Here is a 24,132-nt window from a genome sequence, read left to right as displayed (position 1 = left end):
GCTTCCTCTTAATGTGCACCAGTCAGCCTTTCCAGCAACATCGCAGTGCGAGATGGACGATGGGTGAAGCGCTCTTCGATATCGCTCAGCGAGGCGGCAGTGAGCCCGCTGTTGATGCCGAGCCAGCGCAGGGGTTCGCGTTCCCAGGACGGGGACCGGTGGTTGACCACAGGCAGGGTGTTGATCGCTTCGTCACGGCCCAGAATCAGGTTGCGCAGCAGGCGGCCAGCCAGGTTGCTGGTGGCCACGCCGTCGCCTACGTAATTCCCGGCCCAGGCCATGCGGTTTTCCCGGTCGATGCTGACCGTCGGGCACCAGTCGCGCGACACCCCCAGGGCGCCGCCCCAGCGGTGGGTGATGCGGGTATCACGCAGGGCCGGGAAGAACTCGAGCATCGTGTGGTGGATCTTGGTGTGGATGCTGTCCACCAGGTCAGCCTGGTCAGGCATGCTTGAGCCCCACTTGTAGGGCGCGCCTCGGCCGCCAAACACCAGCCGCCCCTCAGCTGTGACCTGCCCGTATACCCGCAGGTGGCGCATGTCGTTGAACGCCATGCGCTGCTCGAGGTTGAGCTTGGCCAGCAACGCACGCGGCAATGGCTCGGTGGCCAGCACCAGCGAGTACAGCGGAATCACGAAGCGGGACTTGCCCGGCTGCTGCGAGGTGAAGGCCTCGGTGGCACGCACGGTCATGTCAGCGCGCACCGCGCCGTGCTCGGTGCGAAGCACCCCCGGGGCCATCTGCGTCACTGCCGATTGCTCGTAGATCTTCGCACCAAGGCTTTCCACCAGGCGGGCCAGGCCGTGCACCAGCTTGCCGGGGTGAATCAGTGCGCAGTGCTCGGTATACAGGCCGCCCAATACACCCTCGGCGCCGATGCGGTCGCGCGCCTGGCTGGCGTCGAGCACCTGCCATTGCTGGGGCAGGCCAAAGCGTGCGGAACTTTCCACCGCGGCCCTCGCACGCGTCATCTGCGGCGCACTGCGGGCCAACGACAGAAAGCCCTGCTTGGCGTAATCGGCATCGACGCCTTCCAGCGCAAGTACCCGGCCAATCTCGTCGACCGTGTCGTTCATCGCCGCCTGCAACTGCAAGGCCGCCTGGTGCGAATACAGATGCTCGACACGGTGCAGCGAAATGGGGAAGATCGCCGACGCCCAACCGCCATTGCGCCCGGAAGCGCCGAAGCCGACTTCACGCTTTTCCAGCAACACCACGCGCAGGCCCGGGTCGCTCTTGAGCAAGTAGTACGCCGTCCACAACCCGGTGTAGCCGGCACCGACGATCACCACATCGGCCTGGGTGTCACCCTCCAGACGCGCACGCGGTTGGGCAGGCTCGAACCACAGGGGCCGGTTGGGTAACTGGGATAGATCTGTTTTAGCTGACATGCGTTTGGCTTCCCGTTGATGCCTGGAACAGGGGTAATAGCGCGGGGGCGGTTCAGTCGATTGCCGGCTGGGTAGCGCCCGGCGCGCGTTGCCGGCGCCTGCGCGACAACTGCAGGCAGCCGTAGGACACAGCGATGGCGAAGATGGCGACGATGCACTGCAACAGGCTCACCTGCATGGACGGGTCGAATGCCATGCTTGCCAGCACGGCGACGATCGAGACGGTGACCAGCAGTGGCAGCCACGGGTGGCCCCACATGGCGAATTTCAGCGAGCCTTCGGCCACCCAGCGGCGGCGCAGCCTGAGCTGGGACAGGCAGATCATCAGGTAGACGAACAGGAACACTGTGCCGGACGAATTGATCAGGAACTGGAACACTGTATCCGGCCACAGCGCCGCAATCACCACGCAGCCATAGCCCACCAAGGTGGAGGCGATGACACCACGCACCGGCACGCCCTTGCTGTTTACACCCGCTATCCAACGTGGGGCTTCATCATTGGCAGCGAGCACGTAGAGCAGCCGCGAAGCGGTGTACAGCCCAGCATTGAGCACCGAGAGCACGGCCACCAGAATGACCACCGTCAGCATGTCGCCCGCACCCGGAATGCCGATGTGCTCCAGGGTGCTCACGAACGGCGACTTGCCGGGCGTGAGTACAGTCCAGGGTTGCGCGACGACGATGAAGAAGGTTGCCAGCACGAAGAACACCAGGATGCGCACCATCACGGTATTGACCGCCTTGCGAATATTGCGCGAGGGGTCCTCGGACTCGGCAGCTGCCAGGGTCGCCACTTCGACGCCGGTCATTGAGAAGATCACCACCACCACGCCAGTGAACAACGAGCCCACGCCATGGGGAAGGAACCCGCCTTGCTCGACGAGGTTGGCGAAGCTGGCATCCGAACCTGGCCACAGGTGCAGCACGAATGCACCCGCCACCACCAGGAACACTACGATGGCGGCCACTTTCACGCCTGCAAACCAGTATTCGGCTTCACCGAACGAGTGCACCGACATCAGGTTGAGCAAGGTCATCGTGACCATCAGCCCCAGGGCAATGCCCCACACCGGTATCGCTGGCAACCAGGCATTGATGATCTGCCCGCCGACGACCGCCTCGAAGCCGACGACGATGACCCAGAAGTACCAGTACAGCCACCCGGTCATGTACCCGGCCGGCCGCCCGAATGCCATGCGGGCGTAGTCGACGAAGGAGCCTTTGGCTGGGTGCGCTGCCGCCATTTCGCCCAGCATGCGCATGACCAGGGCCACGATAAGGCCAGTGATGGCATAGGTGATGAAGGCGCCCGGCCCTGTGGAGGCGATTACCGCACTGGAACCCACGAACAGCCCGGCACCGATAACACCGCCTAAGGCGAGCATGCTGATATGGCGTGTCTTGAGTGCACGTTTGAGGCGAGGGTCATGCTCTGACTGAATAGGCACTGGTTGTCTCCTTCTAATTATTAATGGTCAACACGGCCTGAGAAGGAGATTAAGCAGGTGATTGGTTGATGAAAATCGACGGATTACGGAGTTGAGCAGGTACGTTTGTACATTTGTACAAAAGGGGCATCACGACGGCCCTTTCCCCGCAATGCTTGACGAGTGCTGGCCTGGCGTCACGCTCTGTCGGCCTCTTTGCAACGGCTACCGGCGCAAATTCGTAGAAGCGAGCGAGCCTGAACCTAGGCTTTCCTGAACCCTGTACTGGTGCTGACTTCTTCCCAGCGGTTTATTTGCTCTTCTACCTCCCTCATTTTTGTCCCACCGTACCCAGGCGCACCTCGAAGTGGCCAGCCAGCTGAACAACAGCCACGCCTGCGAGAATCAACAGCATTGCAGCCCAGGCAGTGACGGCTGTGGGTTCGCCAGCCGCCACCCCAATCAACAGTGCAACTACCGGTGGGATGTAGGTCACTACCGAGGCTGCCACCGCGCCTTCACTTTCCACCAGCCGGTAGAACGCGATGTAGGCAACGCCGGTGCTGAGCACCCCGAGCCCAAGCACGATACCCACCATCGCAGCTGGCCTGGCCGCAAGATTGGAAAGCCCGGTCATGGGCGTGATGGCGGCCAAAGTGAGCAAGGTCAACCCTAGTTGGTAGGTCGTCAACGCCACGGCCGGTATTTTCAGCGGCGAGATGAAGCGCTTCGTGTAGACGAACGAAGCGCCGAAGAACAGTGCCCCGAACAGTATGTAAGCCACCCCCTCGGGATCCACTGCTTGCGAGCTTGACCACGGTGCCGCTATCAGCACCATGCCGCAAAAGCCCATCAGGATACCCACGCCTTTGAGCAACCCAAGCTGCTCCTCACGCAAGAACAGCCAGGCGCACAGAAAGGCGAATAGCGGAATCGCAGCATTGAGCAACCCTGCAACGCCTGACGGCAGCAGTTGCGTACCTGCGGTAATGGCAAAAAAGTACACACTGCCTGCCAGGATGGACATCGCGGCAAAGTGGTGAAGGTGACGCATATGCCGCCACTGCAGCACGCCGGTGAATATGCTGTAACCCGCAATAGGCAGAAAACCGAACAGCACACGAATGAAAGAGGTCTGCAGCGGCGTGATCAATTGCGTCGACCACTGGAGAAAGGTGTAGGTACAGCCCCAGATGATACCTAGCCCCAGGCAGGTCAGTGCCGTCGTTCTTTTCATTGGTAACACTCCCCATAACAACGGTGAGCAAGGCCCGTCGTTCCAACAGGACTTTTCGTGAACATCGAGTCAACCGATGACGGCCGCTCCGGCCCTGGCGATCAGGGTGTCCTGGTGCGATGCAACGCCGGAAACGCCAATTGCGCCCAGGCATTGGCCTTCGTACCGCAGCGGCAAGCCGCCCTCCAGGCAGGTAAGGCCTGGCACGCTCAGCAGGCTCACGCGCCCTTCCTGGACCATCTCTTCAAAGGCCTTCGAGTCACGATTACCGATGGCTGCGGTTCTGGCTTTTGCCAGGGCAAGCTCTACGCTGAGCAGGCTGGCTCCATCCATGCGGGCGAACGCCAGCAGGCCACCGCCTTGATCCACTACCGCGATCGATACCTTCCAACCTTGGGCACATGCATGGTCTTTCGCCTGATGCAAAATGACGGTAGCAACGTCCAGATCCAATGCGTAACGGGTTTGCATCATCCATCGCTCCTTGAAAAAGCAGGGGCGGATCACCCCTGAAAGCCGACATCTAGCTAGCTTTGTGCAGTGGGCTGGCCGATTGCTGCCGTGCCAGGCCACTTTGAGGAGCCAGCGACGACGCCTTGCAAAGCTCGATACCGCGGGTTTCAGGCGCCATGAGCCAGGACACCACAAGGCCGATGAAGGTGATGCCTGCGGCGAAATACAGGGTATGGCCAATGCCGATCGACTGGATCGACATAGGTACCAGGTAAGTGCCCACCACCGCACCGATGCGCGATACAGATGTTCCCAGCCCCACAGCCACGGCGCGGATCTCGGTTGGAAAAATTTCATTCGGGTAGATGAACTGCAGCACCTGGGCGCCACCAATGAAAAAGGCGTAGGCGGCGAACAGCGCCACGGTCAACCACGAGGACTGCTCAGAAAAACTGCCCAGCAGCAACAGCGCAAGCCCAGAGCACAGCAGGCTGTTGATCAAAAGGCTTCTACGGCCCATGGCATTGACCAGCCAGGTGGCGGCGAAACAACCCACCACGAACATCAGGGTGATGATCATTGAGCCGTAGGCAGACCACTGCGCGTCGAGGTGCAGTGCGTCGAGAACCTTGGGCGCGAACGCGTAGACTGCAAACACAGGGATTACCGAGCACGTCCAGAACGTAGTGACGAAAAACATCCGCCTGCCATAGCCTGCATGCAGCAAACTGCGTACGGACAGCTTCGCAGGCTTGGGATGTTCGGGAAGGTTCTTCAGCCCGAAGCCCTGGCCATAGATCTGCTTGATGATTCGCTCAGCCTGAACCGTACGGCCTTTGCTGATCAGCCAGCGCGGCGACTCAGGTGTGCCCTTGCGGATGAGCAGCAGTAGACCGCTCACCAGCGCAGTACTGGCCAGTGCATAGCGCCATCCTTCAGCCCCACCCGCCTCGATCAAGGCCTGGCCACACATGTAAGCAACCGCCGCCCCTGCAAAGAAATAGATGCTCAGGCCGGCTAGGCGTGGCCCACGGGCTTTTTTGGGCAAGAACTCGACCAGGAAGGCCGTGGCCACCGGATACTCGAAGCCTATGCCGATACCAATCAGCAACCGGAGGATAAACAAGCCAAGCCCGGAGTCGACCCAAAGTTGCAACACCGAACACAGGGTGAACAGAACTGGCCCGACAAAATACATTGCACGCCGGCCGAAACGGTCGGTGAGACTCCCGCCCACGAAACCGCCCAGAAAGATGCCCACAAGTGCCGAGACAGCAATCAAGCTTTCCCAAAAACTGCTGATATTCATTGCCGGGACGAGGAACGGCATGGCGATGCCGATAATGCTCAGCACGTAGCCATCGACGAAGGAGCCGCCACTGGAACGCAACGCGAGCAACCGATGAAACCGGTTGAATGGCACGTTTTCCAGAGAAACAGGGTTGGACATGAAACACCTTTTATTATGGATATCAGTGATTGACCAGGCAGCCCGGAAACAGCATTACGACGTGGAACAAGGGCGTAGCAAAGCCACAGTTCGACATCACGGCCATGAGGCCGCACGGGTAGTTCGTAGATCAACCTACCCGGTGCAGCGTCTGGAAGATCATTTCGATCTGGCCCTCCATCATCGACCCCCCCGGGTGGGTCTGGCAGCCCTGGCGCTTCGCCGCTTGCAACAGCGGCGTTACTGCAGGCTCCATGATGATTTCCGCAACAACCTGGCCAGCCTCCAGCCGGGTGACGTCACAAGGCAGTTCATCGCCTTCGCGCATGCCCAGCGAGGTGGCGTTGACGACCAGGTCGTGTTCGCTCGGGTTATCCGTTCCTAGCCCTGTCACCAGGCCGGGAAAGGCTTCGGTCAGCCGCTCCAGCAGCTGGCGTGCTTTGGCCGGCGTGCGGTTGTACACCGTCAGGCTACGCACGCCCGCTTGCGCCAGCGCAAAAGCGATCGCACACGCTGCGCCCCCCGCTCCTGCCAGGTACACCGACAGGCCAACAGGTTCGATCCCCCCCAGCCTCAGCCCGGCGACGAAACCCAGGCCGTCGAGGTTATGCCCGTGCAGGCGCCCATCGGCGCTGCGGGTAACGACATTGGCGGCTCCAACCTGGCGCACCGCATCAGAAACCGTATCGCAATATTCCACCACTGCCGACTTGTGCGGCACGGTCACCACGAAGCCGCCGATGCTCTGCGATGCCCGTAACCCTTCAACCACCCGCCCAAGGTCCGCCGACGCGACCTGCAACGGTACCAGCACACTGTTCTCGCCCCGCTCGCTGGCCAGCCGGTTAACGGCCTGCGGCGACTTCACCTGGGCGATGGGGTCGGCGAGGATGGCAAAGACACGTGTGGTACCACTGATTGCTGCACAGTCATCCATGGTGTTCTCCTTGTGGGCTTCAAATCCAGGTGGTTCAGGCAACCGAGCGCTCGGTACTGATGCTCATGCGCTCGTCACCCACATAACGTGGGTCGAATGCGGGGCGGGTGAAAATGCGCCGCACCATCGGCTCGAAGTGTTCGAGCGGGAATGTCGGGTAGTCCGGGTCGAACGAGGCCTGGTCCCAGGCTTCGCAGAAGTGCACGCAGCTCTGGTAATACGGGTGGTCCTTGTAGATGTCCCGCTCGTTGGGGTCGCCACCGAAGAAGTGCACGTAGTAAAAGTTCTGGAATAGCCCGTGGTAGTTGATCACCCACGTGACTTCCGCGCGCACGTAAGGGCGAATGATCGAGGCGGCATACTGCGAATGGTTGTAGGGCGCCAGTTCATCGCCCAGGTCATGAATCAGTGCCGCCACGATCATCTCTTCGTCAGCGCCGTCGTTTTCGGCACGGGTGGCGGTTTGCAGCGAATGTTGCAGGCGGTCGATCTGGTAGCCGCTCAACGAGTTCTCCAGGCCGCGCAGGCAGGCCAGGATACGGTCCGGCAACAGCGTGGCGAAGTCCGCCTCCAGCTGGTGGAGCATTTCATATTCTTCTTTGATGCCGTCTTTCATCTGGCGGAACGAAACGCTTTGCATCACAGCCTCCATTGTTCTTATGGCCGCAGGCGCCCGCGCCCTTTCCAATCGCGGGCGAGCCCGGCAGGCTAATCAAGTGGTTCAAACAATCATGGTGTTACCCAGCATTGGCGGGCTGCAGGCCGCGCCCGGCTGTCAGGCCATGTCAACGCTGTACTGGTATTCGAACGCAGTGATGTAATGCCGGTACTTTTCGGCGTTGTCGCGCAGGTCGTCGTCACCAATGTCGCCAATACCGCTGAGGAAATACCCAGGGCGGTAGTGCATGTCGATACGAAATGCCAACACCTCGAACGGGCTGGTGAGCTCTTCGAGCGTGCGCCCGTAGCGCCCTTGCGCCTGGTAATCCGACGCCTTCGACCAGGTCGAGACGGCAATGCTCAGCGTCTTGCCGGCCACCGCCTTGCCGCTGCCGTAAGCCCAGCCGTCGGCGAACACATCGTCTATCCACTGCTTGAGCAGCGCCGGGCAGTTGTACCACTGCATCGGGAACTGCAAGACGATGCGCTCATGGGCCTCGATCAGTTGCTGCTCGGCGGCGATGTCGATTCTGCCGTCGGGATAGCGCCCGTAAAGGTCGATCACCGTAACCCCCGGCTGCCCCAGCAGGGCCTTGTACCAGGCGGCATTGATGCGAGAGTTGGAAAGATCCGGGTGGGCTACTACAACCAATGTATTTGTCAAAACCTACCTCCTTCGAAACGGCTGACTGCCTTGGATGGCGCCAGGCTCGATGACCGCCACGCGGCCATCGAGCCCAGCCACTTACTTGACGTACCAGCCCCATGCATCGTTGCTGGTGTAGGCAGTGATCTGCTTGGTTTCCAGGTAATTTTCCAGACCCCACTTGCCAAGTTCCCGACCGATGCCGGACTGCTTGTAGCCACCCCATGGCGCTTCGGTGAAGGTTGGCTGCGAGCAGTTGATCCAGACGATGCCCGCGCGCAAGGCATGGGCCACGCGCTCCGAACGCTTGGCATCCGTGGTCATCACCGCGGCGGCCAGGCCATAGCGGCTGTCATTGGCCAACGCCACGGCATCCTGCTCAGTGGCGAAACGGCGCACGCACACCACCGGGCCGAAGATCTCTTCCTTCCAGGCGTGGCTGTCCAGCGGCACCTCGGTGAGGATGGTGGGCTGGAAGTAGTAGCCCTTGCCCAGCGCGGCAGGGCGAGCACCGCCGGTAACCACTTGGGCACCGTCTTCCTGGGCGCGCACCACTGCGGCGCTGACCTGGTCGTATTGCTGTTTGGAGACCAACGGGCCGAGCAGCACGCCCTCCTCCAAGCCGTCACCGATAGTGATCTTGCGGGCCTCTTCGGTCAGACGCGCGAGCAGCTTTTCGTACACGCCCTCCTGCACCAGCACCCGGGAAGTGGCCGAGCAGACCTGGCCCTGGTTCCAGAAGATGCCGAACATGATCCACTCGACCGCGTTCTCGATATCGGCATCGTCGAACACCAGCAGCGGCGATTTGCCGCCCAGCTCCAGGCTCACCCGTTTGATATCCTTGGCCGCCTCGGCCATGATGTGCGAGCCGACCTTGCCGGAGCCGGTGAAGGCCAGTTTGTCTACCTGCGGGTGCGTGACCAGCGCCTGCCCCGCCTCGCCACCCAGGCCTGTCACGATGTTCAACACACCGGCAGGCAGCTCTGCCTGTTGCGCAACTGCCGCCAGTTCAAGGGCGGTGAGCGAGGTGTTCTCGGCCGGCTTGAGCACGATGGTGCAGCCGGCAGCCAACGCCGGTGCGACCTTCCAGGCCGCCATCAGCAGCGGGTAGTTCCATGGGATGATCCCACCCACCACGCCCACTGCCTCTTTCACCACCTTGGTGCGGAAACGGTCGTCGGAAATCGCCAGGTCTGCGCTGCTGTCGCTGTCCAGATTCTCGGCAAGGCCTGCGTAGTAATCGAAGCAACCCGCCGCATCGCCAATGTCCCAACGGGCTTCGGGCAACGGCTTGCCGTTGTCGAGCACTTCGAGCCTGGCCAGTTCTTCAGAACGTCCACGGATCAACTCGGCGATACGCCGCAGGTACACCGCACGCTGCGCGCCGGTGGTCTGCGGCCAGCCATCCTGGTCGAAGGCCCGACGCGCCGCACGCACCGCCAGGTCGATGTCTTGCGCGCCCCCTTTGGGAATGGCGTGGATGACTTCCTCGGTGGCCGGGTTGATGACGTCCAGGGTGCCCTTGCTGATTGGGTCGGCCCATTGGCCATCGATGTAAAGTTGAGTGCGCATGCTTACTCCCAAGTTCGTGTGTATGAACGACTGCTACTGCGGGTGCCAATCAATGCTTGAGGAAACGTGCCGGGACGGTGCCGCGGCATACCCGGTCAATGATCAGCGCAAGAATCACGATGGCCAGGCTGGCCCGCACGCCAAGCCCGAACTCCATGCGGCTGAGCCCTCTTGTCACTTCCGAGCCCAGGCCCCCGGCCCCGACGAGGCCGGCAAGTACCACCATCGCCAGCGACAGCAGCACGCATTGGTTGACCCCGACCAACAGGGTCGGCAATGCCGACGGCAGTTCGATCTTCCAGAAGATCTCCCGTGGACGGGCGCCGATGGCCGCGCCGAGCTCCAGGCGGTTGCTGGGGATCTGGTTCATGGCCAGGATGGTCAGGCGGATCATCGGCGGGATGCCGAAGATGATCGTGGCCAGCAACGCCGGAACCGCCCCGAGCCCGAACAGCACTACGGCGGGCACCAGGTACACCCAGGGCGGCATGGTCTGCATAACGTCCAGGATCGGCCGGGCAGCGGCCTTCAGGCGTTCGCTGCGCGACAGCAATACGCCAAGGACGATGCCGATCGATAGCGAAAATGCCACCGCCACGGCGATCAGCGCGATGGTGTTCACCGCTGGCTGCCACATGCCAAGCGCCAGGCAGCAGGCCAGCCCGCCGAGCGTCATCAGCCCGACGCGCCAGCCGGCGACCAGTGCACACACCACCGACAGGGCGCCGATGACTACAGGCGCCGAGGCCAGGTTCAACAGCGTGACGATGGCACTGATGAACACATCGAAGAACTGCGCTATCGCCATGAAGGCAGAGTGAAAGTTACTGTTAAGGTAAGACAGGAACGGCGCCACGGCAGAGCCTGGCGATAAGGTGATATCCATCACACGGCTCCTTTTTCGGTGGTGCACATGGCCTGCGAAATGCGGTCAAGCACAATGGTCAGGATGACGATGGCAATCCCGGCGTTTACCGCCAGGTCGATCTTCAGGGTGCGCACCGCCTCATAGATGGTTTGCCCCAGGCCACCGGAGCCTGCGATACCGGCAATCACCACCATGCCGAAGCTGAGCATCAGGCTCTGGTTGATGCCAGCCAGAATCGACGGGATGGCAAACGGCAGCCGAATCTTCATCACCTGCGAGGCCGTTTTCATGCCCACCGCCGAACCCAGCTCGCAATACTGCACCGGGGTCATGAACACCCCGTGGGCCGTCAGGCGCAGCGCCGGTGGAATGGCCACCAGGCACGTGGCCCAGATCGCCGTGGCAGGGCCATAGCCCAGCAAGGCGATGCCCGGCAGCAGGAAGATGTAGGGGGGCATCGTCTGGATGAAGTCCAGCACCAGTTCGGCGCCGTGCTTCCACCTGGCCGACAGCCCCACCACCACGCCCGCCGGAATGGCGATCAGCAAGGCCAACAAGGTGGAACTGAACACCAAGGTCAGGGTTGCCATGGTTTCGCTCCACAAACCCATCGCCTGGCAAAGCCACAAACCGGCGACGGCGGTGACCGCGAACAACAGCCCCACGAGCCGCCAGCCGATCAGTCCCACCGCCAGCACAACCCCCCACCACGGCGCGAACATCAGCAGCGTGTTGATCGCCGCATAGGCGCCATCCATGGCCGTGCTCATGGCATTGAAGAACCCGGCGCCTTCGTCGATCAACCAGGCCAGCGATGTGTCGATGGTCGAATCAAATGTATCGATGATTGCAGTCATGAACTTCTCCTCTCATAACCCGATGCAGTTGCCGTGAGTTATGCCAGGTCTAGCCCGCGCACCGCCCTGAGCAGGGTTTCGCGACAGACCGTTCCGACGATTCGGCCATGTTCCTTGATGGCGACCACTTCTTCGCGCTTGCCTACAGCAATATCGATCAAGGTCTCAAGGTCGGCATCGATGTTGACGCTGACCAGCGCGTCCAGCGAACGACCGCCGAATTCGGCGAGCTCTCGGTTGTCGATGCGCTTGAGCATCGAGTACGCCTTGAGCAACTTGAGCCGCGAGATGCCCTCCATGAAGCTGGCCACGTAGTCGTCCGCCGGGTTGAGCACCACCTCCTCCGGCGTGCCGACCTGGATCATTCGCCCCTCTTTCATGATCGCGATGCGGTCACCGATGCGGATTGCTTCATCGATGTCGTGGGTAATGAAAATGGTGGTCTTGCGCAGGTCGGTGGAGAGCTTCTTGAACTCGATTTGCAGCTGCTTGCGAATCAACGGGTCGAGCGCACTGAACGGTTCGTCCATCAACAGCACGTCAGGGTCGGCGGCCAGCGCCCGGGCAATGCCCACCCGTTGCTGCATGCCGCCAGACAGCTCCTGCGGGTAGCGATTGGCCCAGTTCCCCAGCCCCACCTTGTCCAGCGCATCCTGCCCCTTGCGCAAGGCCTCCTGCTTGTTCATGCCCTGCACTTCCAGGGGCAACACCACGTTTTGCAGCACCGTGCGGTAAGGCAGCAGCGCCACGTTCTGGAACACCATGCCGATCTTGCGCGAACGCAGGTCGCGCAGCTCGGCGGGGGTCATCTTGCAGATATCCCGACCATGGATGAGTACTTCACCGCAGGTAGGATCGATCAGCCGGTTGAAGTGACGGATCAGCGTCGACTTGCCGCTGCCCGACAAACCGATGATGCAGAAGGTTTCACCTTCACTCACCGAGAACGTCGCATCCGCCACTGCCACCACCGAACCGTGCTTGTCGAGCAACGCATCCTTGCCTTCGGTGAACCGTTTTGCAGCATCGACAGCTGCAGGGCTTTGGTTGCCAAAAATCTTCCATACACCACGGCATTCCACAATCGGGGATACCGCCACATGAGTGGGTCGAGTAATCATGTTCTTAGGCCTATCCGGAAGTTGATTATTCTTGTTACCAGCCTGGTGCCGGGCAGGCACCAGGCCGGGTTCCATCACTTGCCAGACATCTGCGCCCACTTTCCGGCGAGGGGCTGATTGTCTTTCCACCAGCTATCCACGGCCTGTTCCATCGTGGCACCGCCCTTGACCGCACCGGTCATGCGGGTGATGTCCTCGATCGGCACATAGATGCTGGCTAACGCTTCGCGCAAGCCCGGGTTGTTCACCGAAAAGCCTTTCTTGGCAATCCAGTAGTAGGTCTGCGGCGGGGCAAAGACATGCTTGGGATCATCCAGGAACTTCACGTTGTAGCGTTCAGCCATCCAGGACGGTTTCCACAACGCCACGGCGATAGGTTGCTTGCGCTCCAGCGCCGACTGCAGCTGGGCAGCCATGGCAGCGGTACTGCCATCGACCACGTCATACTGCAGGCCGTAGGCCTTCACCGCCTCGCCCATCTCGCGCATCAGGCCAGACCCCGGTTCAATACCGATGACTTTGCCGCCGGTCTGCTCCTTGACCATATTCAACTCCTCGATGGTCGAGATGTTCATGTAGTCAGGCACTGCAATCCCCTGAAGCAAGCCATGGGACACGACCGACACCTTCTCCAGCCGCTGCTTGTTTTTTATCCAATAGTCGTAGGCGACGTAATTGATCATCGAAACCAGCAGGTCGACATCACCGCGGGCAAGTGCGCTGTACGCAATCCCCTGCTCGGAGAAGTTCACCACTTCAACTTTGTAATGTTCTTGCTCGAGAAAATGCTTGCTGATGAGGGAGATGGCCTGGACATCTTCATAGACCATCGCCCCGATCTTTACGACCTTTTCATCGGCATTCGCAAGGCTCGAGAAAACGATAAAAGCAAGGACTGCAAACAATCTGTAGAAAACACGCATGGCCATCTCCGGATTCTGCAAGTTACCGCTTTATTGTTTTTCAGCCTGCAGCCTCAGCCGTTTAGCAGCGGTTGCAAAGCAGCTTTGAGCACCATGGCTTCTTGTTCGGAAATCGCGCGCTGCGGTTTACGCAAGTTGCCGGTACCGAAACCACGCAGGTGGGCGGCGTAGAGCACGGACGGAATGTAGTTGGTGGTCTGAATCAGCAGCAGCGAAGGCAGCATCTTGTTCCAGAGCGCCAGGGCTTCTTCGTACTGTTTCTCCTGAACGAAGTTGAACAGTTGCACGGTTTCGCGCGGCATGTAGTTCGCAGCACCCCAGATGGCGCCCTTGGTGCCGGCCATGAAGGCATACAGGGCGATGGTGTCGCAGCCGTTCAGCACGCCGCCGCCGCTCTGGATGTACTGCTGGTGGATGGTAAAGTCACCACCGCTGTCTTTGATGTAGTTGAAGTTTTTCAACTCCTGCAGGCGGGACAGCAGCTGCGGCGATACCGAAATCTGGGTCGACTGCGGGATGTTGTAGCCAACGATGTCGATGCTCACTGCCGCATCGATTTCGCGGTAGAACTCGAACAGGCCGTCGTCGTCGGTCGGGCCTTCGAAGTACGGTGGCAGAATCATCAGCGCATCGGCGCCGGCTTCTTCTGCATGGCGAGAACGACGGATGACCTCATCGACATTAAGCGCGGACGTCTGGCAAATCACATTGACGCGGCCATTGATGCGCTTGATGCCGATCTCGTACAGCTTGTTGCATTCGGCTTCGGTAAGGTAGGGATGCTGGCCGCTACCGGCACCCAGTACCAGGCCGTGAACGCCCGCCTCGATGTACTGCTCGATCAGTTTTTCGTAGGCGTTGTAGTCGACTTCACCACGGTCGTTGAAGGTGGTTTGCATCGCAAGGTTGATACCAATCAGATTTGCCATTGCCACTTCTCCTGTTTTTAGATTTCTTGACCAGCTTCTTTGAATCGACGCCCGGTGACGAACTTCACACCCAGCGAAGTAATGATTTCCGGATACGCCCGCGACGGCGTCTTGCGGCGCTTGAGAATTTCAATGGTGGTGGAGTTCAGGCCCGATGCCAGTTCCGCCAGTGCCTTGCCAAAGCCGGTACCGCGGGACACGCCAGTGCCGTTGCAGATACCCGTGCCGTAGACGTTTTCACCCAACTCGCCCCAGATCATTCCGCCGTTCTGCGAAAGGGTCAGCAGGCCACCCCAGCTGGAAACGAAGCCCATCGAGGCCAGTTCCGGGTAACGCCGTTCGAACGACACCTGCTGGTGAACACTGGCCTGCGCGACATCCTCGACTGTGGTCTTGTACTTCTTCGCGTACGAGTAGACGTTGCGAAAAAACAGGCGGTTATCGTTGGTGCGCCTGACGGTGGTGCCGAAACTGTTGGCCGGGATCAGGCCAAACGGGCCCTCGCCGCACTTGGCCAGTTCCTTGTCGGTCAGCACGCGGGTCATGCTGGCGAAGGTATAAACCGGGATCGCGCTGTTCTTGTAGAAGCCGAAGTTGTTCAGGTAGCCCGACGCGCAGATGATCACCTTCTTGGCGTGAATCACCCCATTCTGGGTTTCGAACACATGGTGAGGCTTGCCGAACTGGGCCGAACGCACGATGGTGTTTTCATGCACCTTGACGTTCTTTGGCAACATCCGCGCGGCGTTCTTCAGGTATTTCGCAGGCTGGATCAGCACCGTCCCAGGGTGGTGCAGTGCTTTGATGTAGTGCCGGCTACCGGTCAGCTCACGCATGCCATCAGCTTCTACCCAGCTGTACTTCTGCCCCATCATGTCGAGGGCCTTGGAAAACTGCACCAGGTCCTGAACACCGGCCTCGGTGGCGGCGCTGTGGTATTTGCCCTGGGGGTCCCAGTCGCAGTCCACCCCTGCCTCCATGGCGCTTTTCAGGTAGGCGGTGCCTTCGAGGTTGACGTGCAGCTCTTCCTGGTTGCCCTTGAGGTCTTCGACGAAGTCACGCTTGCGTGGGTTATGCGCCAGGTCGATGGCAAAACCCATGCAGCGGCCCGAAGCGTTGTTGCCGATGCGCCCGGCGTCGACCAGCAAGACCTGCGCCTGGGGGTTGAGCTCGGCGTAGCGGCGCGCGGCATGCAGGCCCATCCAGCCGGCGCCGATCACCAGGCATTCGCAGGTGACGTTTCCGTAAAGCGGGTTCAGTGGCAAGTCGGGGCCGGAGGCCAGGTACCACCCGGAATCGGTGGGTTCGACTTGCGGCGGCGTAACATCGATACGCTTGTTAGATAAGGAAGCCAACTTTGAATCTCCTGAAATAAGAAAACCGTCGTTTGGACATCTCGTGAACAAGCGTTGGCGCTTGTTCCATCAGCAGGCAATTTATAGAGACCCATCCCGTCAGGGCCCTTGTTGTTTGTACTTACCTACCAGCGCTTTATTTCAGGGCAGAACGTCAAGCGCCGTTATTATTTTTGATTTCAGCTTTGATTAATCAGCCGGGTTAAATCCTGGGTGCACGCACCCGCCATTCCAAATAGGAACGTAACCAGACTTTGTTTTTTGCGACCTCCGAATTGTGTTATCGAACCATGACGACCTTCAATACGTGGGCGGTGCGATCACCCAGACGACAATAACTTCGGTATCGCCGGTATTCACCCACCTGTACGACTCGCGCACAATTCTGACACTGTCACCCGCCTTGAGGCTGAACGTATCGTCACCGATCCAGATATCGAATTGTCCCTGGATCACATAGATTTCTTCCTCGGTATCTCGCGCCGCTGCTGCAGGCCGCGTAGCGCCAACCGCGAAGGTGCTGAGAAACATTTCAAACATGCCACCGATATCGGGCGACAATAGCTCTTCGGTAATACCGTCAAGAAAGGCACCCAGACGGCGGCGGCTGTTCGCTCGAACCACTCGCCCTACTTCCGGCTGCGGCTTGCAGTCCGCGGTGAAGAACCACCCCAGTGGCACACCCAGCGCAGCTGCCAGCCGTTTCAAATCGGTGATCGAAATTTCGGTATTGCCGCGCTCCAACTGGCTAAGAAAGCTCGGCGAGCGACCGGTAGCAAAGGCCAGCTCAGCCAGCGTTTTCCCTCGTGCCTTGCGCAACTTGCGAATCTCCCTGCCCCAAGCAAGAGAATCCTCGGGAGACTCGAAGCCACCTTCAATCTCAACTACGCCTGCAATGTCACCGGTCATTTGAACCTCGCTCGATCTGCAAGCCAGTCCCAGAAAAAAATGGCTTAAAAATTTTCTAAGGTGATTATGCACCTTCAAATAATTTTTGCACGTATTTTTTTTGAGTTTTTCTGCAGGTCTCATCACGCACTAGAAATGCCTATAACCAATTGTTTTTTAATTGTTTTTTAAAATGAGAAGGCTTCGCTGCCGAGCGGGAAAGGGCCATCCAGGCGGTTAGAACGAAAAAAAATAGCGCCAGATCATGCTCAAAGAAGAAATTTCAAGGAGCATTTTTCATAGGGAAGATTTCGGCCAAGGATTATTGTGGCCAATTTTATGGGTTGCGGTTATCGTCAGCTCGCTAGGAGACACAGCATGCCAATCGATAAAACCGACTTAACCCAATGCGACTTTGAAGCTGGCGTCGACAGCGACCGGATTGCCCTGGGTGAGGAAATTCGCAAACTGCGCAAGGCCCGGGCCAAGACGCTCGCTGAAATTGCGGCCGCCACGGGGCGCTCCATCAGCTTCATCAGCCAGCTTGAGCGAGGCCGTGCAGAGATCCCTATTTCTGACCTGAAGCGGATTGCCTTTTCCCTTGGGGTACCTATGGACTGGTTCTTTCCGTCCAAGGAACAGCCATCTGCGGAAGTAGGTCGGGTAGTCCGGGCCGGGTCACGGCGGCGCCTGGGCCCAGCCACCGGGGGACTCACGGAGGAGTCGCTATCCCCCGATGTTGGCGGCGAGTTCGAGATGTTCCTGGCCACGATCAAACCCGGCACGACCTTCGAGGCGCCAACTACACGCGGCACCGTAGAGGAAGGTTTCGTAGTCAGTGGGCAGCTGAGCATCTGGATGGGCGAGCATCAATTTGATGTAAAAACCGGGGATAGCTTCAGGGTCAACGACGAGCCCTATCGCTGGGAAAACCCGGGTGAGAGCGAGACGGTGCTGGTCTGGGTCATTGCGCCCCCGACGTTCTGACTTGCACTGAGATACCTCTGCTGCGGTGGGTCACCTGGCTCTACCGGTCCAATCCTGGACTCAGAATGTCCGATACTTCCGGCTCGGTGGTTCCTTTGCAGCTCTTTGTAAGGCTTGATGGATAAGGGCTCGCCGGTCAGTGAGAAAGCCTGCTCTCGCGCCTCTGGTTTCATATACGCAACATATGAACTGCCAGGCCGACCAGTGCGCAAGCGAGCAGCACTTGAATCACACCTCGCTTGAAGCGAAACAAGGCAATTGCAGCTGTGACCGCGATCACTGCAGAAGGCCAGTCGAACGCCCCATTGAAACCCATTGGCCAAAGCACGTGGTAGCCGAAGAACATGGCGAGGTTCAGGATCACCCCCACCACAGCGGCGGTGATGCCTGTCAGCGGGGCGGTAAACTTCATCTCGTTGTGTGTCGACTCGACGACCGGGCCGCCCGCAAGGATGAAGATGAACGAAGGCAGGAAGGTGAACCAAGTGATGAGGCTCGCCGCAACTGCGCCAGCTAGAAACGGGTGTTCAGCACCGAACATCGGGTGGACGTAGCCACCCACGAAGCCGACGAAGGCAACCACCATGATCAGTGGGCCTGGTGTGGTTTCCCCTAACGCGAGGCCATCGATCATCTGCGTGGGTGACAGCCAGCCGAAGTGCCCGACAGCCCCCTGGTAGACATAGGGCAGCACCGCGTATGCACCGCCAAAGGTCATCAGCGCGGCTTTTGTGAAGAACCAGCCCATTTGCGTCAGGGTGCCCTCCCAACCAAACGACAGCGTCAACAGCCCCATGGGCAGCCCCCAGAGCCCCGCACCGATCATCAGCAGGCGTACCAGATGCCACCCACTGAAACGGGCATGCTCGGGCCTCGGGGTGTCGTCATCGATCAGGGCCGGGCCATAGCTGCTCTTCGCGGCGCCAGGGCCGCCGCCGATCACGAACGTTGCAGGGGCGATGCGCCCGCCTGCATAGCCAATGATGGCGGCCACCAGCACGATAAGGGGGAACGGTACGTTGAGGGCAAAAATGGCCACGAACGAGGCCCCGGCCATTGCCCACAGCCAGCCATTCTTCAGCGCTCGCGATCCAATCCGGTGGGCTGCGTGGGCAACAATGGCCGTGACTGCCGGCTTGATGCCATAGAAGATCCCCGCCACTACCGGCACCTCGCCAAAGGCGATGTAGACCCACGACAGGCCGATCAGGATGAACAGCGACGGCAGCACGAACAATGCGCCGGCAATCACCCCGCCCCACGAGCGGTGCATGAGCCAGCCGATGTAGGTGGCGAGCTGTTGGGCCTCAGGGCCGGGCAACAACATGCAGTAGTTCAGCGCGTGCAGAAACCGCTTCTCACTGATCCAGCGGCGGCGCTCGACCAGTTCCTGGTGCATGATCGAGATCTGCCCGGCGGGCCCGCCAAAACTGATGAAACCCAGCTTGAGCCAAAACAGAAAAGCTTCACGCAAGCCAATCGGCTGCCTGGCCGCTTGCGATGGCGGCTGCCTGCTCACAGCGGAGGTGGAATCAACCATCTTGTCTTGCCTCACTCGCAGAAACTGTCAGCAGGATAGCTTCCTCTGTCACTGCGGCGCACTTTTACCTGGCAGCATGCGCTTGAGGGTGTTGTCCTTGATCAGATAATGGTGTGCCAGCCCTGCACAAGCGTGAAGCCCGATCAGCGCGTAGCCTGCATTACCCACCAGCTCATGCCACTCCTTCAGCGTCCTCGCCAGCGCAGGGTCCACAGACAGCGGCGACGGGAGGCTGATGCCCCAATACGGCAGGGGTTTACCGGCAGCAGCCAACATCAACCAGGCCAATAGCGGCGTCGCGATCATCAAACCATAAAGCGCCAGGTGAGTGATGTTGGCCATCGCCGCCTGCCAGGCGGGAGGTTTGGGTACGACAGGCGGCCGGGGAGCGAGCCGCCCCAGCAGGCGTACCCAGACTAACGCAAATACAACGATCCCCAGCAATGCATGGCCACCCAGCAAAGGGCCTTTGAGCACGTGCCCCTTGGGTAACGCCCCGCGCAATTCGACACAGGCATAAATGCCGACGAACAGAACGACCATGCTCCAATGCATGATGATCGACAGGCGACCATAGCGGTCAACTCTTGATTCGCGCTGCATATTCATGACCTCAGATAACGGAAAGAGTTATCCGTCGCCATCAGGCCTCCTTCAATGAAGAGGCCTCTGCCGGCAACCGGACAGCGCCAGGTTGCCGACTCAAGCTTAAGGCAGTCTGAAGTGCCCCGTGCCGGTTGCCTCAGAGCAAAGGCAGCGACAAGGTGGCAGCCAGTCCACCACTGACCCGGTTCTCGAGGTGCACCCGCCCGCCAAGGCGGTCAATGATGGTAGCCACAATAGACAACCCCAGGCCGGCACCATTGGGGCTGTTACGGCTGTAGAAGCGCTCGAATACACGCGATAGCTCAGGCTCCTCGATACCCGGCCCCTCATCCTCGACGATCAGTTCGAAACGATTCTCCAGGCGCCTGAGCAGCACCGTGATGCGCCCGCCTGCGGGCGAATGTTCCACCGCATTGGAAACCAGGTTCTGCAGCGCAATCGTCAACGCGCCAGCATCGATGGCCAGGTGATGATCACCGTCACCAATATCCAGCGAAGGCTCCAGACCACGGTCAAGTATCCACGGGGTCAGTTCGGCCAAGGTATCGGTGACGACCTCGGCCAGGTCCACCTCGGCATTGGCGCGCTGCCCCAGGCGGGGCTCGACGCGGGCCAGCGTCAGCAGCTGGTTGACCACCCGGGTCAGCCGATCGACCCCGCCGATGAGAAAACCCAGCGCCTTGTGACGCTCGGCCTCCTGACTGGCCTCCAGTGCGTTCTGCGCGTGCAGCCGCAGCACCGCGAGCGGCGTGCGCATCTCATGGGCGGCATCGGCAATGAAACGATGCTCACGCCGCAGCAGGTCCTCGATCTGGGCCAGCAGGCGATTGATGGCCGCCTGCATCGGCTCAAGCTCCGAGGGCAGCGGTACCAGTTGCAGCGGTTCCAGAGAATCGGCGTGCCGCCCGCGGATCACATTAGCCATGTTCTGCAACGGCCGCAGCCCCCAGCCGATGGCGGCCCAGACCAACAGCACCAGGGCCAGGCTGCCGAGCAGGAACGGGAACAAGGTGTGCCGAACGATGCGGTCGATCAGGTCGTAACGCACATCATCACGCTCACCGACCCAGATCACCCAGTTTTTTTCCGGTACCGGCAAAACGAAACCGCGCCATTGTTTGTCGCCGCTGGAAAAGTCATAGAAACCCGCTGCACTCGGCAACGCATCAAGGCGGGGCGCACTCGGTGTATGCACCAGCAACACACCCCCCTCCCCCCAGACTTGAAATGCCAGCTTGCTTTCGTAGGGGTGCCCGACCCGATGACGCCCCGCCTGCCCCAATGCTTCGTTGAAAGCCCGGTACATCGCGTCACGCGCGTCATCCTGCACGGGCATGCTCATGATGCCCTGCAGCAAACGCGCATTCTGCGCGAGGTGCGCGTCATACACCTCGTTAATTTCATGGCGGCTGTCGTGGTAGTTGTAGAGTGCCAGCAAACCCGTACCGACCAACAGCAACAGCATGACGCGCCAGAGCGTTCGTTGACGCAGCGAACTCATGCCTTGACCTCGACCAGGTAGCCGATACCGCGGACCGTGCGGATCAGGCCGTTGAAGAGCTTCTTGCGCAGGTGGTAGATGTTCACCTCCAGCGTATTGCTCTCGGGCTCCTCATCCCAGCCATACAACAGCTGGGTCAGGCGTTCCCGTGTGAAGACCTTGCCCGGTTGCGCCAACAACTCATGCAACAGCCGGTATTCCTTGGGGGTCAGAATGACTTCGAGGCCGTTGTAGTGCACTTGCTGCGTGGCAGGGTCAAGGCTGACACCGGCATGTTCGATCAGCACCGTTGCCCGCCCGGCGCTTCGCCGCAGCAAGGCACGCAAACGGGCCTTCAACTCGTTGAGGTCGAAAGGCTTCATCAGGTAATCATCGGCACCTGCATCCAGCCCGGTGATGCGGTCATCGAGGGCGTCCCGCGCGGTGAGGATCAACACCGGCAGGCTATTGCCCCCAGCCCTCACGCGCCGCAGCAGTTCGATGCCATCCATGCGCGGCAAGCCGAGATCCAGAATGGCCAGGTCGAACGTTTCATGTTGCAAGGCATGCAAGCCACTCACGCCATCGCGCAGCCAGTCGAGCGTGTAGCCCGCCTGGCGCAAGCCGTCGCAGATGCCCTCACCCAAGGCGATATCGTCCTCAACCAGCAGTAGCCGCATGTTCAGTCCTGTTTGTCCTTGATCGCCTTGAGTAAAGCATCAATATCGGCGCGACGGCCCTGGTCTGCCAGTTCGCGCCCCGGCCGAGCCGGCGCCTGCAGGGCCTTCTGCAAGGCGGCGGTGGCTTCAGCGTAGCGTTTCTGCCGATACAGATGATCGGCCCAGAAATAGTTGCTGTCGATCCCGTTGGGGTTGATCTGCAGGGCTTTGCGCAGCATCTTGTCAGCCATTTCAGTGTCACCAAAACCGATCGGCCAGCCTGGCACCTGGTCGTAGAGCGTGCCCAAACTGGTGTAGGCCGAACCTTGCAGGGCGTTGGGGTCCAGCTTCATGGCCTGCTCCAGGCTGGCCTTGGCGGCCTTGACCTTGCCCAGCGCGCCCAGGCCACCGATGGCACCCGCCCAACTGCTGTGGATGATGCCCTCCCAGATCAAGGGCTCAGGCGTGCCGGGGTATTGATGAACGAACGCCGTGGCGTCACCCGCCAGTTTTTCGAACGCATCGGCACGTTTGTCCTTGGGTACCTGGTACTGGATCTGCGCCCAGCGCTGTTGCAGGTCGCTCAGGTGCTGCGTGCCTGCCGTGTCCAGTGCCCAGGTGAAGGGGGCGAAGGCCAGCAGGCTGGCGAGGAACAGACGCTTCATTTGCTCGACTCCTTGGAATGGCTACCGATGTAGCGGCGAATAACGGGCAGCTGCTTGCGCAGCGCACGGTCGACCACCCCCGGCAACATGCCGTTGATGCGCACGAACAGCTTCTCGGGCCAACCCAGGTAGAGTTCGCTGCGCTCGGACTGCACCGCCGCGAGCACGGCCCGGGCGACATCGGCGGGGTCGTCCATGCCGACTTTCAGCGCTTGATTGAGCGCCGTCGCGGCGCTGCTGTTCATGGCTGTGCGGGTTGCCCGCGGCGCGGCATAGAGCACATTCACCGTAGTGTCGGCCAACTCGCGGCGAAGCGCCTCGGAGAAGCCGCGCAACGCGAACTTGCTGGCGCAGTAAGTGGCATAGCCGGGGTAGCCGATCGAGCCATAGGTGGACCCGACATTCACCACCAACGCCTTGGGTTGCTCGCGCAGCAGCGGCAGGCAGGCACGGGTCAGTTGCAGCGGGGCCTTCAGGTTGATGTCCAGCAACTCGTCCAGGGCGTGTTCATCCAGTTGGTCGAGCAAGGCGAAGCGGTTCACGCCGGCGGCGTTGATCAGCACATTGACCCCGCCCATCTCACGTGCCCGGCTGACGACCTGCTCGCGACCTTGCGCTGTACGCAGGTCGGCGGTCTGCCAGCGCAGGCGGTCCGGGTAACGGTTCATCAGACCTGCCAGCTTGCCCAGATGCCTGCTCACCGCCAGCACTCGGGCACCGGCGGCACACAGTTGCTCGGCCAACTGCAGCCCGATGCCGCCACTGGCACCGGTCAGTACCACCACCGACTCAGGCAAGCGCATGCTGCACCTCGGCTTGGCCCGCACGCGGCAAGCCCTGGAACATCTCGGTGTACAACCGGTACACCACCTTGGCGGCGTGTATCACTGCCTGGTGGTCATCGACCTCGTCCAGCCGGTCCATCAACTGTTTGTAGGTGACCATGTGGTCCTGGTCCAGTGCGCCGTGGGAGCTGAGGTAGCTGAACGCGCTGTCCGGCAGCCCCAGGCTGCTCTGGATCGAACCGGCGGCATGGGTGGCCAGGGCGATGCTGGTGCCTTCGAGGACGTTGACCATGCCAAACAGCCCCACCGGATTGCCGCGGGCAATGAGGTCGTACAGGTAGGCGACCATCAGCTCGATCGGCAATGCTGGCCGGCCGTCACGCACGGCCTCCCAGTCACCGCCGCAGGCCTTGATATCATTGAGGATCCACTGCTCATGGCCATACTCCTCCTCGATGTATTCGCAGACGGCGCCGCGCAACCATTCCAGGCGCGAGGGCAGACGCGCGCCACAGGCCATCATCAGCGGTACGGTGTGGCGCACATGGTGGTAGGCCTGGGTCAGAAACGCGATATAGCTGTCACGGCTGACCTGGCCGGCCAAGGCTTCGCGAATTACCGGCACCGCGAACAGGGCCTGGCGTTCGTGGCTGGTTTGCAACTGCAGGGTGTCGAAAAATGACATGGCGGA

General features: G+C 60.5%; 24 protein-coding genes. 1 reads left to right on the top strand and 23 read right to left on the bottom strand.

The features are described 5' to 3' along the window. Positions 1-8: 8 nt before the first annotated feature. From ACIPZ8_RS21790 to ACIPZ8_RS21715, 16 genes are all read right to left on the bottom strand, one after another. The gene (locus tag ACIPZ8_RS21790; protein WP_400727376.1) at positions 9-1,391 is read right to left on the bottom strand and encodes an NAD(P)/FAD-dependent oxidoreductase; all 1,383 of its coding nucleotides are present in this window, start codon (positions 1,389-1,391) and stop codon (positions 9-11) included. A gap of 52 nt (positions 1,392-1,443) precedes the next feature. Next, positions 1,444-2,841 (bottom strand): amino acid permease, encoded by a 1,398-nt coding sequence (locus ACIPZ8_RS21785; RefSeq protein WP_400727373.1) that lies wholly within the window; start codon positions 2,839-2,841, stop codon positions 1,444-1,446. A 310-nt stretch (positions 2,842-3,151) separates the two neighbouring features. Further along, complete coding sequence (locus ACIPZ8_RS21780) at positions 3,152-4,057, bottom strand: DMT family transporter (RefSeq protein WP_400727370.1); 906 nt, start codon at positions 4,055-4,057, stop codon at positions 3,152-3,154. A gap of 69 nt (positions 4,058-4,126) precedes the next feature. Next, positions 4,127-4,531 (bottom strand): heme-binding protein, encoded by a 405-nt coding sequence (locus ACIPZ8_RS21775; protein WP_400727368.1) that lies wholly within the window; start codon positions 4,529-4,531, stop codon positions 4,127-4,129. A 49-nt stretch (positions 4,532-4,580) separates the two neighbouring features. Then, positions 4,581-5,960 carry an MFS transporter gene (locus ACIPZ8_RS21770; RefSeq protein WP_400727365.1) on the bottom strand — a complete coding sequence of 460 codons (1,380 nt, stop codon included), beginning with the start codon at positions 5,958-5,960 and terminating at the stop codon, positions 4,581-4,583. 130 nt (positions 5,961-6,090) lie between these two features. Beyond that, positions 6,091-6,897: a shikimate dehydrogenase family protein gene (locus tag ACIPZ8_RS21765; protein ID WP_400727363.1), complete on the bottom strand. Its 807-nt coding sequence runs from the start codon at positions 6,895-6,897 to the stop codon at positions 6,091-6,093. A gap of 34 nt (positions 6,898-6,931) precedes the next feature. Then, positions 6,932-7,537, bottom strand: a complete 606-nt coding sequence (locus tag ACIPZ8_RS21760; protein WP_400727361.1) for an HD domain-containing protein — start codon at positions 7,535-7,537, stop codon at positions 6,932-6,934. A 135-nt stretch (positions 7,538-7,672) separates the two neighbouring features. Further along, entirely contained in the window at positions 7,673-8,221 is a 549-nt protein-coding gene (locus ACIPZ8_RS21755) for an NAD(P)H-dependent oxidoreductase (protein WP_400727358.1), read from the bottom strand. Positions 8,222-8,302: 81 nt separating this feature from the next. Then, on the bottom strand, positions 8,303-9,778 hold the full coding sequence (locus tag ACIPZ8_RS21750) for an aldehyde dehydrogenase family protein (RefSeq protein WP_400727355.1): 1,476 nt from the start codon (positions 9,776-9,778) through the stop codon (positions 8,303-8,305). Positions 9,779-9,827: 49 nt separating this feature from the next. Then, positions 9,828-10,664, bottom strand: coding sequence for an ABC transporter permease (locus tag ACIPZ8_RS21745; protein ID WP_400727352.1), 837 nt, complete (start codon positions 10,662-10,664; stop codon positions 9,828-9,830). Beyond that, positions 10,664-11,503 (bottom strand): ABC transporter permease, encoded by an 840-nt coding sequence (locus tag ACIPZ8_RS21740; RefSeq protein ID WP_400727349.1) that lies wholly within the window; start codon positions 11,501-11,503, stop codon positions 10,664-10,666. Before ACIPZ8_RS21740 ends, ACIPZ8_RS21745 begins: the two co-directional genes overlap by 1 nt. Positions 11,504-11,541: 38 nt before the next feature. Continuing rightward, on the bottom strand, positions 11,542-12,624 hold the full coding sequence (locus tag ACIPZ8_RS21735) for a glycine betaine/L-proline ABC transporter ATP-binding protein (protein ID WP_400727346.1): 1,083 nt from the start codon (positions 12,622-12,624) through the stop codon (positions 11,542-11,544). 74 nt (positions 12,625-12,698) lie between these two features. After that, entirely contained in the window at positions 12,699-13,547 is an 849-nt protein-coding gene (locus tag ACIPZ8_RS21730; protein ID WP_400727343.1) for a glycine betaine ABC transporter substrate-binding protein, read from the bottom strand. Between the two features lie 53 nt (positions 13,548-13,600). Further along, entirely contained in the window at positions 13,601-14,476 is an 876-nt protein-coding gene (locus ACIPZ8_RS21725) for a dihydrodipicolinate synthase family protein (RefSeq protein WP_400727340.1), read from the bottom strand. Positions 14,477-14,493: 17 nt separating this feature from the next. Further along, positions 14,494-15,831 (bottom strand): NAD(P)/FAD-dependent oxidoreductase, encoded by a 1,338-nt coding sequence (locus tag ACIPZ8_RS21720; RefSeq protein ID WP_400727337.1) that lies wholly within the window; start codon positions 15,829-15,831, stop codon positions 14,494-14,496. A gap of 300 nt (positions 15,832-16,131) precedes the next feature. Beyond that, on the bottom strand, positions 16,132-16,863 hold the full coding sequence (locus ACIPZ8_RS21715) for a helix-turn-helix domain-containing protein (protein WP_400727335.1): 732 nt from the start codon (positions 16,861-16,863) through the stop codon (positions 16,132-16,134). A gap of 234 nt (positions 16,864-17,097) precedes the next feature. On the opposite strand from ACIPZ8_RS21715, the gene ACIPZ8_RS21710 reads away from it, so the two are divergent. Then, complete coding sequence (locus ACIPZ8_RS21710; RefSeq protein ID WP_400727332.1) at positions 17,098-17,706, top strand: helix-turn-helix domain-containing protein; 609 nt, start codon at positions 17,098-17,100, stop codon at positions 17,704-17,706. A gap of 169 nt (positions 17,707-17,875) precedes the next feature. Here ACIPZ8_RS21710 and chrA read toward each other — a convergent pair whose 3' ends face one another. From chrA to ACIPZ8_RS21675, 7 genes are all read right to left on the bottom strand, one after another. Beyond that, positions 17,876-19,246: a chromate efflux transporter gene (gene chrA / locus ACIPZ8_RS21705; protein WP_400727329.1), complete on the bottom strand. Its 1,371-nt coding sequence runs from the start codon at positions 19,244-19,246 to the stop codon at positions 17,876-17,878. Between the two features lie 48 nt (positions 19,247-19,294). Then, the gene (locus ACIPZ8_RS21700) at positions 19,295-19,849 is read right to left on the bottom strand and encodes a cytochrome b (RefSeq protein WP_400727328.1); all 555 of its coding nucleotides are present in this window, start codon (positions 19,847-19,849) and stop codon (positions 19,295-19,297) included. Between the two features lie 139 nt (positions 19,850-19,988). Next, complete coding sequence (locus tag ACIPZ8_RS21695; RefSeq protein WP_400727325.1) at positions 19,989-21,353, bottom strand: ATP-binding protein; 1,365 nt, start codon at positions 21,351-21,353, stop codon at positions 19,989-19,991. Beyond that, positions 21,350-22,012: a response regulator gene (locus ACIPZ8_RS21690; protein WP_400727322.1), complete on the bottom strand. Its 663-nt coding sequence runs from the start codon at positions 22,010-22,012 to the stop codon at positions 21,350-21,352. Before ACIPZ8_RS21690 ends, ACIPZ8_RS21695 begins: the two co-directional genes overlap by 4 nt. Before the next feature lie 2 nt (positions 22,013-22,014). After that, the gene (locus ACIPZ8_RS21685) at positions 22,015-22,656 is read right to left on the bottom strand and encodes a tetratricopeptide repeat protein (RefSeq protein WP_400727319.1); all 642 of its coding nucleotides are present in this window, start codon (positions 22,654-22,656) and stop codon (positions 22,015-22,017) included. Beyond that, the gene (locus ACIPZ8_RS21680; protein WP_400727316.1) at positions 22,653-23,459 is read right to left on the bottom strand and encodes an SDR family oxidoreductase; all 807 of its coding nucleotides are present in this window, start codon (positions 23,457-23,459) and stop codon (positions 22,653-22,655) included. The genes ACIPZ8_RS21685 and ACIPZ8_RS21680 overlap by 4 nt, the downstream gene beginning before the upstream one ends. Next, positions 23,446-24,126, bottom strand: coding sequence for a TenA family transcriptional regulator (locus tag ACIPZ8_RS21675; protein WP_400727313.1), 681 nt, complete (start codon positions 24,124-24,126; stop codon positions 23,446-23,448). Before ACIPZ8_RS21675 ends, ACIPZ8_RS21680 begins: the two co-directional genes overlap by 14 nt. Positions 24,127-24,132: the final 6 nt, after the last annotated feature.

Origin of the sequence: Pseudomonas sp. NPDC089422 (assembly GCF_044749405.1) — a bacterium.
In the GTDB taxonomy this organism is placed as follows: Bacteria; Pseudomonadota; Gammaproteobacteria; order Pseudomonadales; family Pseudomonadaceae; genus Aquipseudomonas.
Note: the sequence above shows the minus strand (reverse complement) of the source record. Positions and strands in the feature narration are given on the sequence as shown.

Excerpts from the sequence above, each read along its gene's own strand:
- ACIPZ8_RS21790 (WP_400727376.1), bottom strand. The coding sequence starts at position 1,391 with ATGTCAGCTAAAACAGATCTATCCCAGTTACCCAACCGGCCCCTGTGG.
- ACIPZ8_RS21780 (WP_400727370.1), bottom strand. The coding sequence starts at position 4,057 with ATGAAAAGAACGACGGCACTGACCTGCCTGGGGCTAGGTATCATCTGG.
- ACIPZ8_RS21775 (WP_400727368.1), bottom strand. The coding sequence starts at position 4,531 with ATGATGCAAACCCGTTACGCATTGGATCTGGACGTTGCTACCGTCATT.
- ACIPZ8_RS21770 (WP_400727365.1), bottom strand. The coding sequence starts at position 5,960 with ATGTCCAACCCTGTTTCTCTGGAAAACGTGCCATTCAACCGGTTTCAT.
- ACIPZ8_RS21765 (WP_400727363.1), bottom strand. The coding sequence starts at position 6,897 with ATGGATGACTGTGCAGCAATCAGTGGTACCACACGTGTCTTTGCCATC.
- ACIPZ8_RS21760 (WP_400727361.1), bottom strand. The coding sequence starts at position 7,537 with ATGCAAAGCGTTTCGTTCCGCCAGATGAAAGACGGCATCAAAGAAGAA.
- ACIPZ8_RS21750 (WP_400727355.1), bottom strand. The coding sequence starts at position 9,778 with ATGCGCACTCAACTTTACATCGATGGCCAATGGGCCGACCCAATCAGC.
- ACIPZ8_RS21745 (WP_400727352.1), bottom strand. The coding sequence starts at position 10,664 with ATGGATATCACCTTATCGCCAGGCTCTGCCGTGGCGCCGTTCCTGTCT.
- ACIPZ8_RS21740 (WP_400727349.1), bottom strand. The coding sequence starts at position 11,503 with ATGACTGCAATCATCGATACATTTGATTCGACCATCGACACATCGCTG.
- ACIPZ8_RS21735 (WP_400727346.1), bottom strand. The coding sequence starts at position 12,624 with ATGATTACTCGACCCACTCATGTGGCGGTATCCCCGATTGTGGAATGC.
- ACIPZ8_RS21730 (WP_400727343.1), bottom strand. The coding sequence starts at position 13,547 with ATGCGTGTTTTCTACAGATTGTTTGCAGTCCTTGCTTTTATCGTTTTC.
- ACIPZ8_RS21725 (WP_400727340.1), bottom strand. The coding sequence starts at position 14,476 with ATGGCAAATCTGATTGGTATCAACCTTGCGATGCAAACCACCTTCAAC.
- ACIPZ8_RS21715 (WP_400727335.1), bottom strand. The coding sequence starts at position 16,863 with ATGAGACCTGCAGAAAAACTCAAAAAAAATACGTGCAAAAATTATTTG.
- ACIPZ8_RS21710 (WP_400727332.1), top strand. The coding sequence starts at position 17,098 with ATGCCAATCGATAAAACCGACTTAACCCAATGCGACTTTGAAGCTGGC.
- chrA (WP_400727329.1), bottom strand. The coding sequence starts at position 19,246 with ATGGTTGATTCCACCTCCGCTGTGAGCAGGCAGCCGCCATCGCAAGCG.
- ACIPZ8_RS21700 (WP_400727328.1), bottom strand. The coding sequence starts at position 19,849 with ATGCAGCGCGAATCAAGAGTTGACCGCTATGGTCGCCTGTCGATCATC.
- ACIPZ8_RS21695 (WP_400727325.1), bottom strand. The coding sequence starts at position 21,353 with ATGAGTTCGCTGCGTCAACGAACGCTCTGGCGCGTCATGCTGTTGCTG.
- ACIPZ8_RS21690 (WP_400727322.1), bottom strand. The coding sequence starts at position 22,012 with ATGCGGCTACTGCTGGTTGAGGACGATATCGCCTTGGGTGAGGGCATC.
- ACIPZ8_RS21685 (WP_400727319.1), bottom strand. The coding sequence starts at position 22,656 with ATGAAGCGTCTGTTCCTCGCCAGCCTGCTGGCCTTCGCCCCCTTCACC.
- ACIPZ8_RS21680 (WP_400727316.1), bottom strand. The coding sequence starts at position 23,459 with ATGCGCTTGCCTGAGTCGGTGGTGGTACTGACCGGTGCCAGTGGCGGC.
- ACIPZ8_RS21675 (WP_400727313.1), bottom strand. The coding sequence starts at position 24,126 with ATGTCATTTTTCGACACCCTGCAGTTGCAAACCAGCCACGAACGCCAG.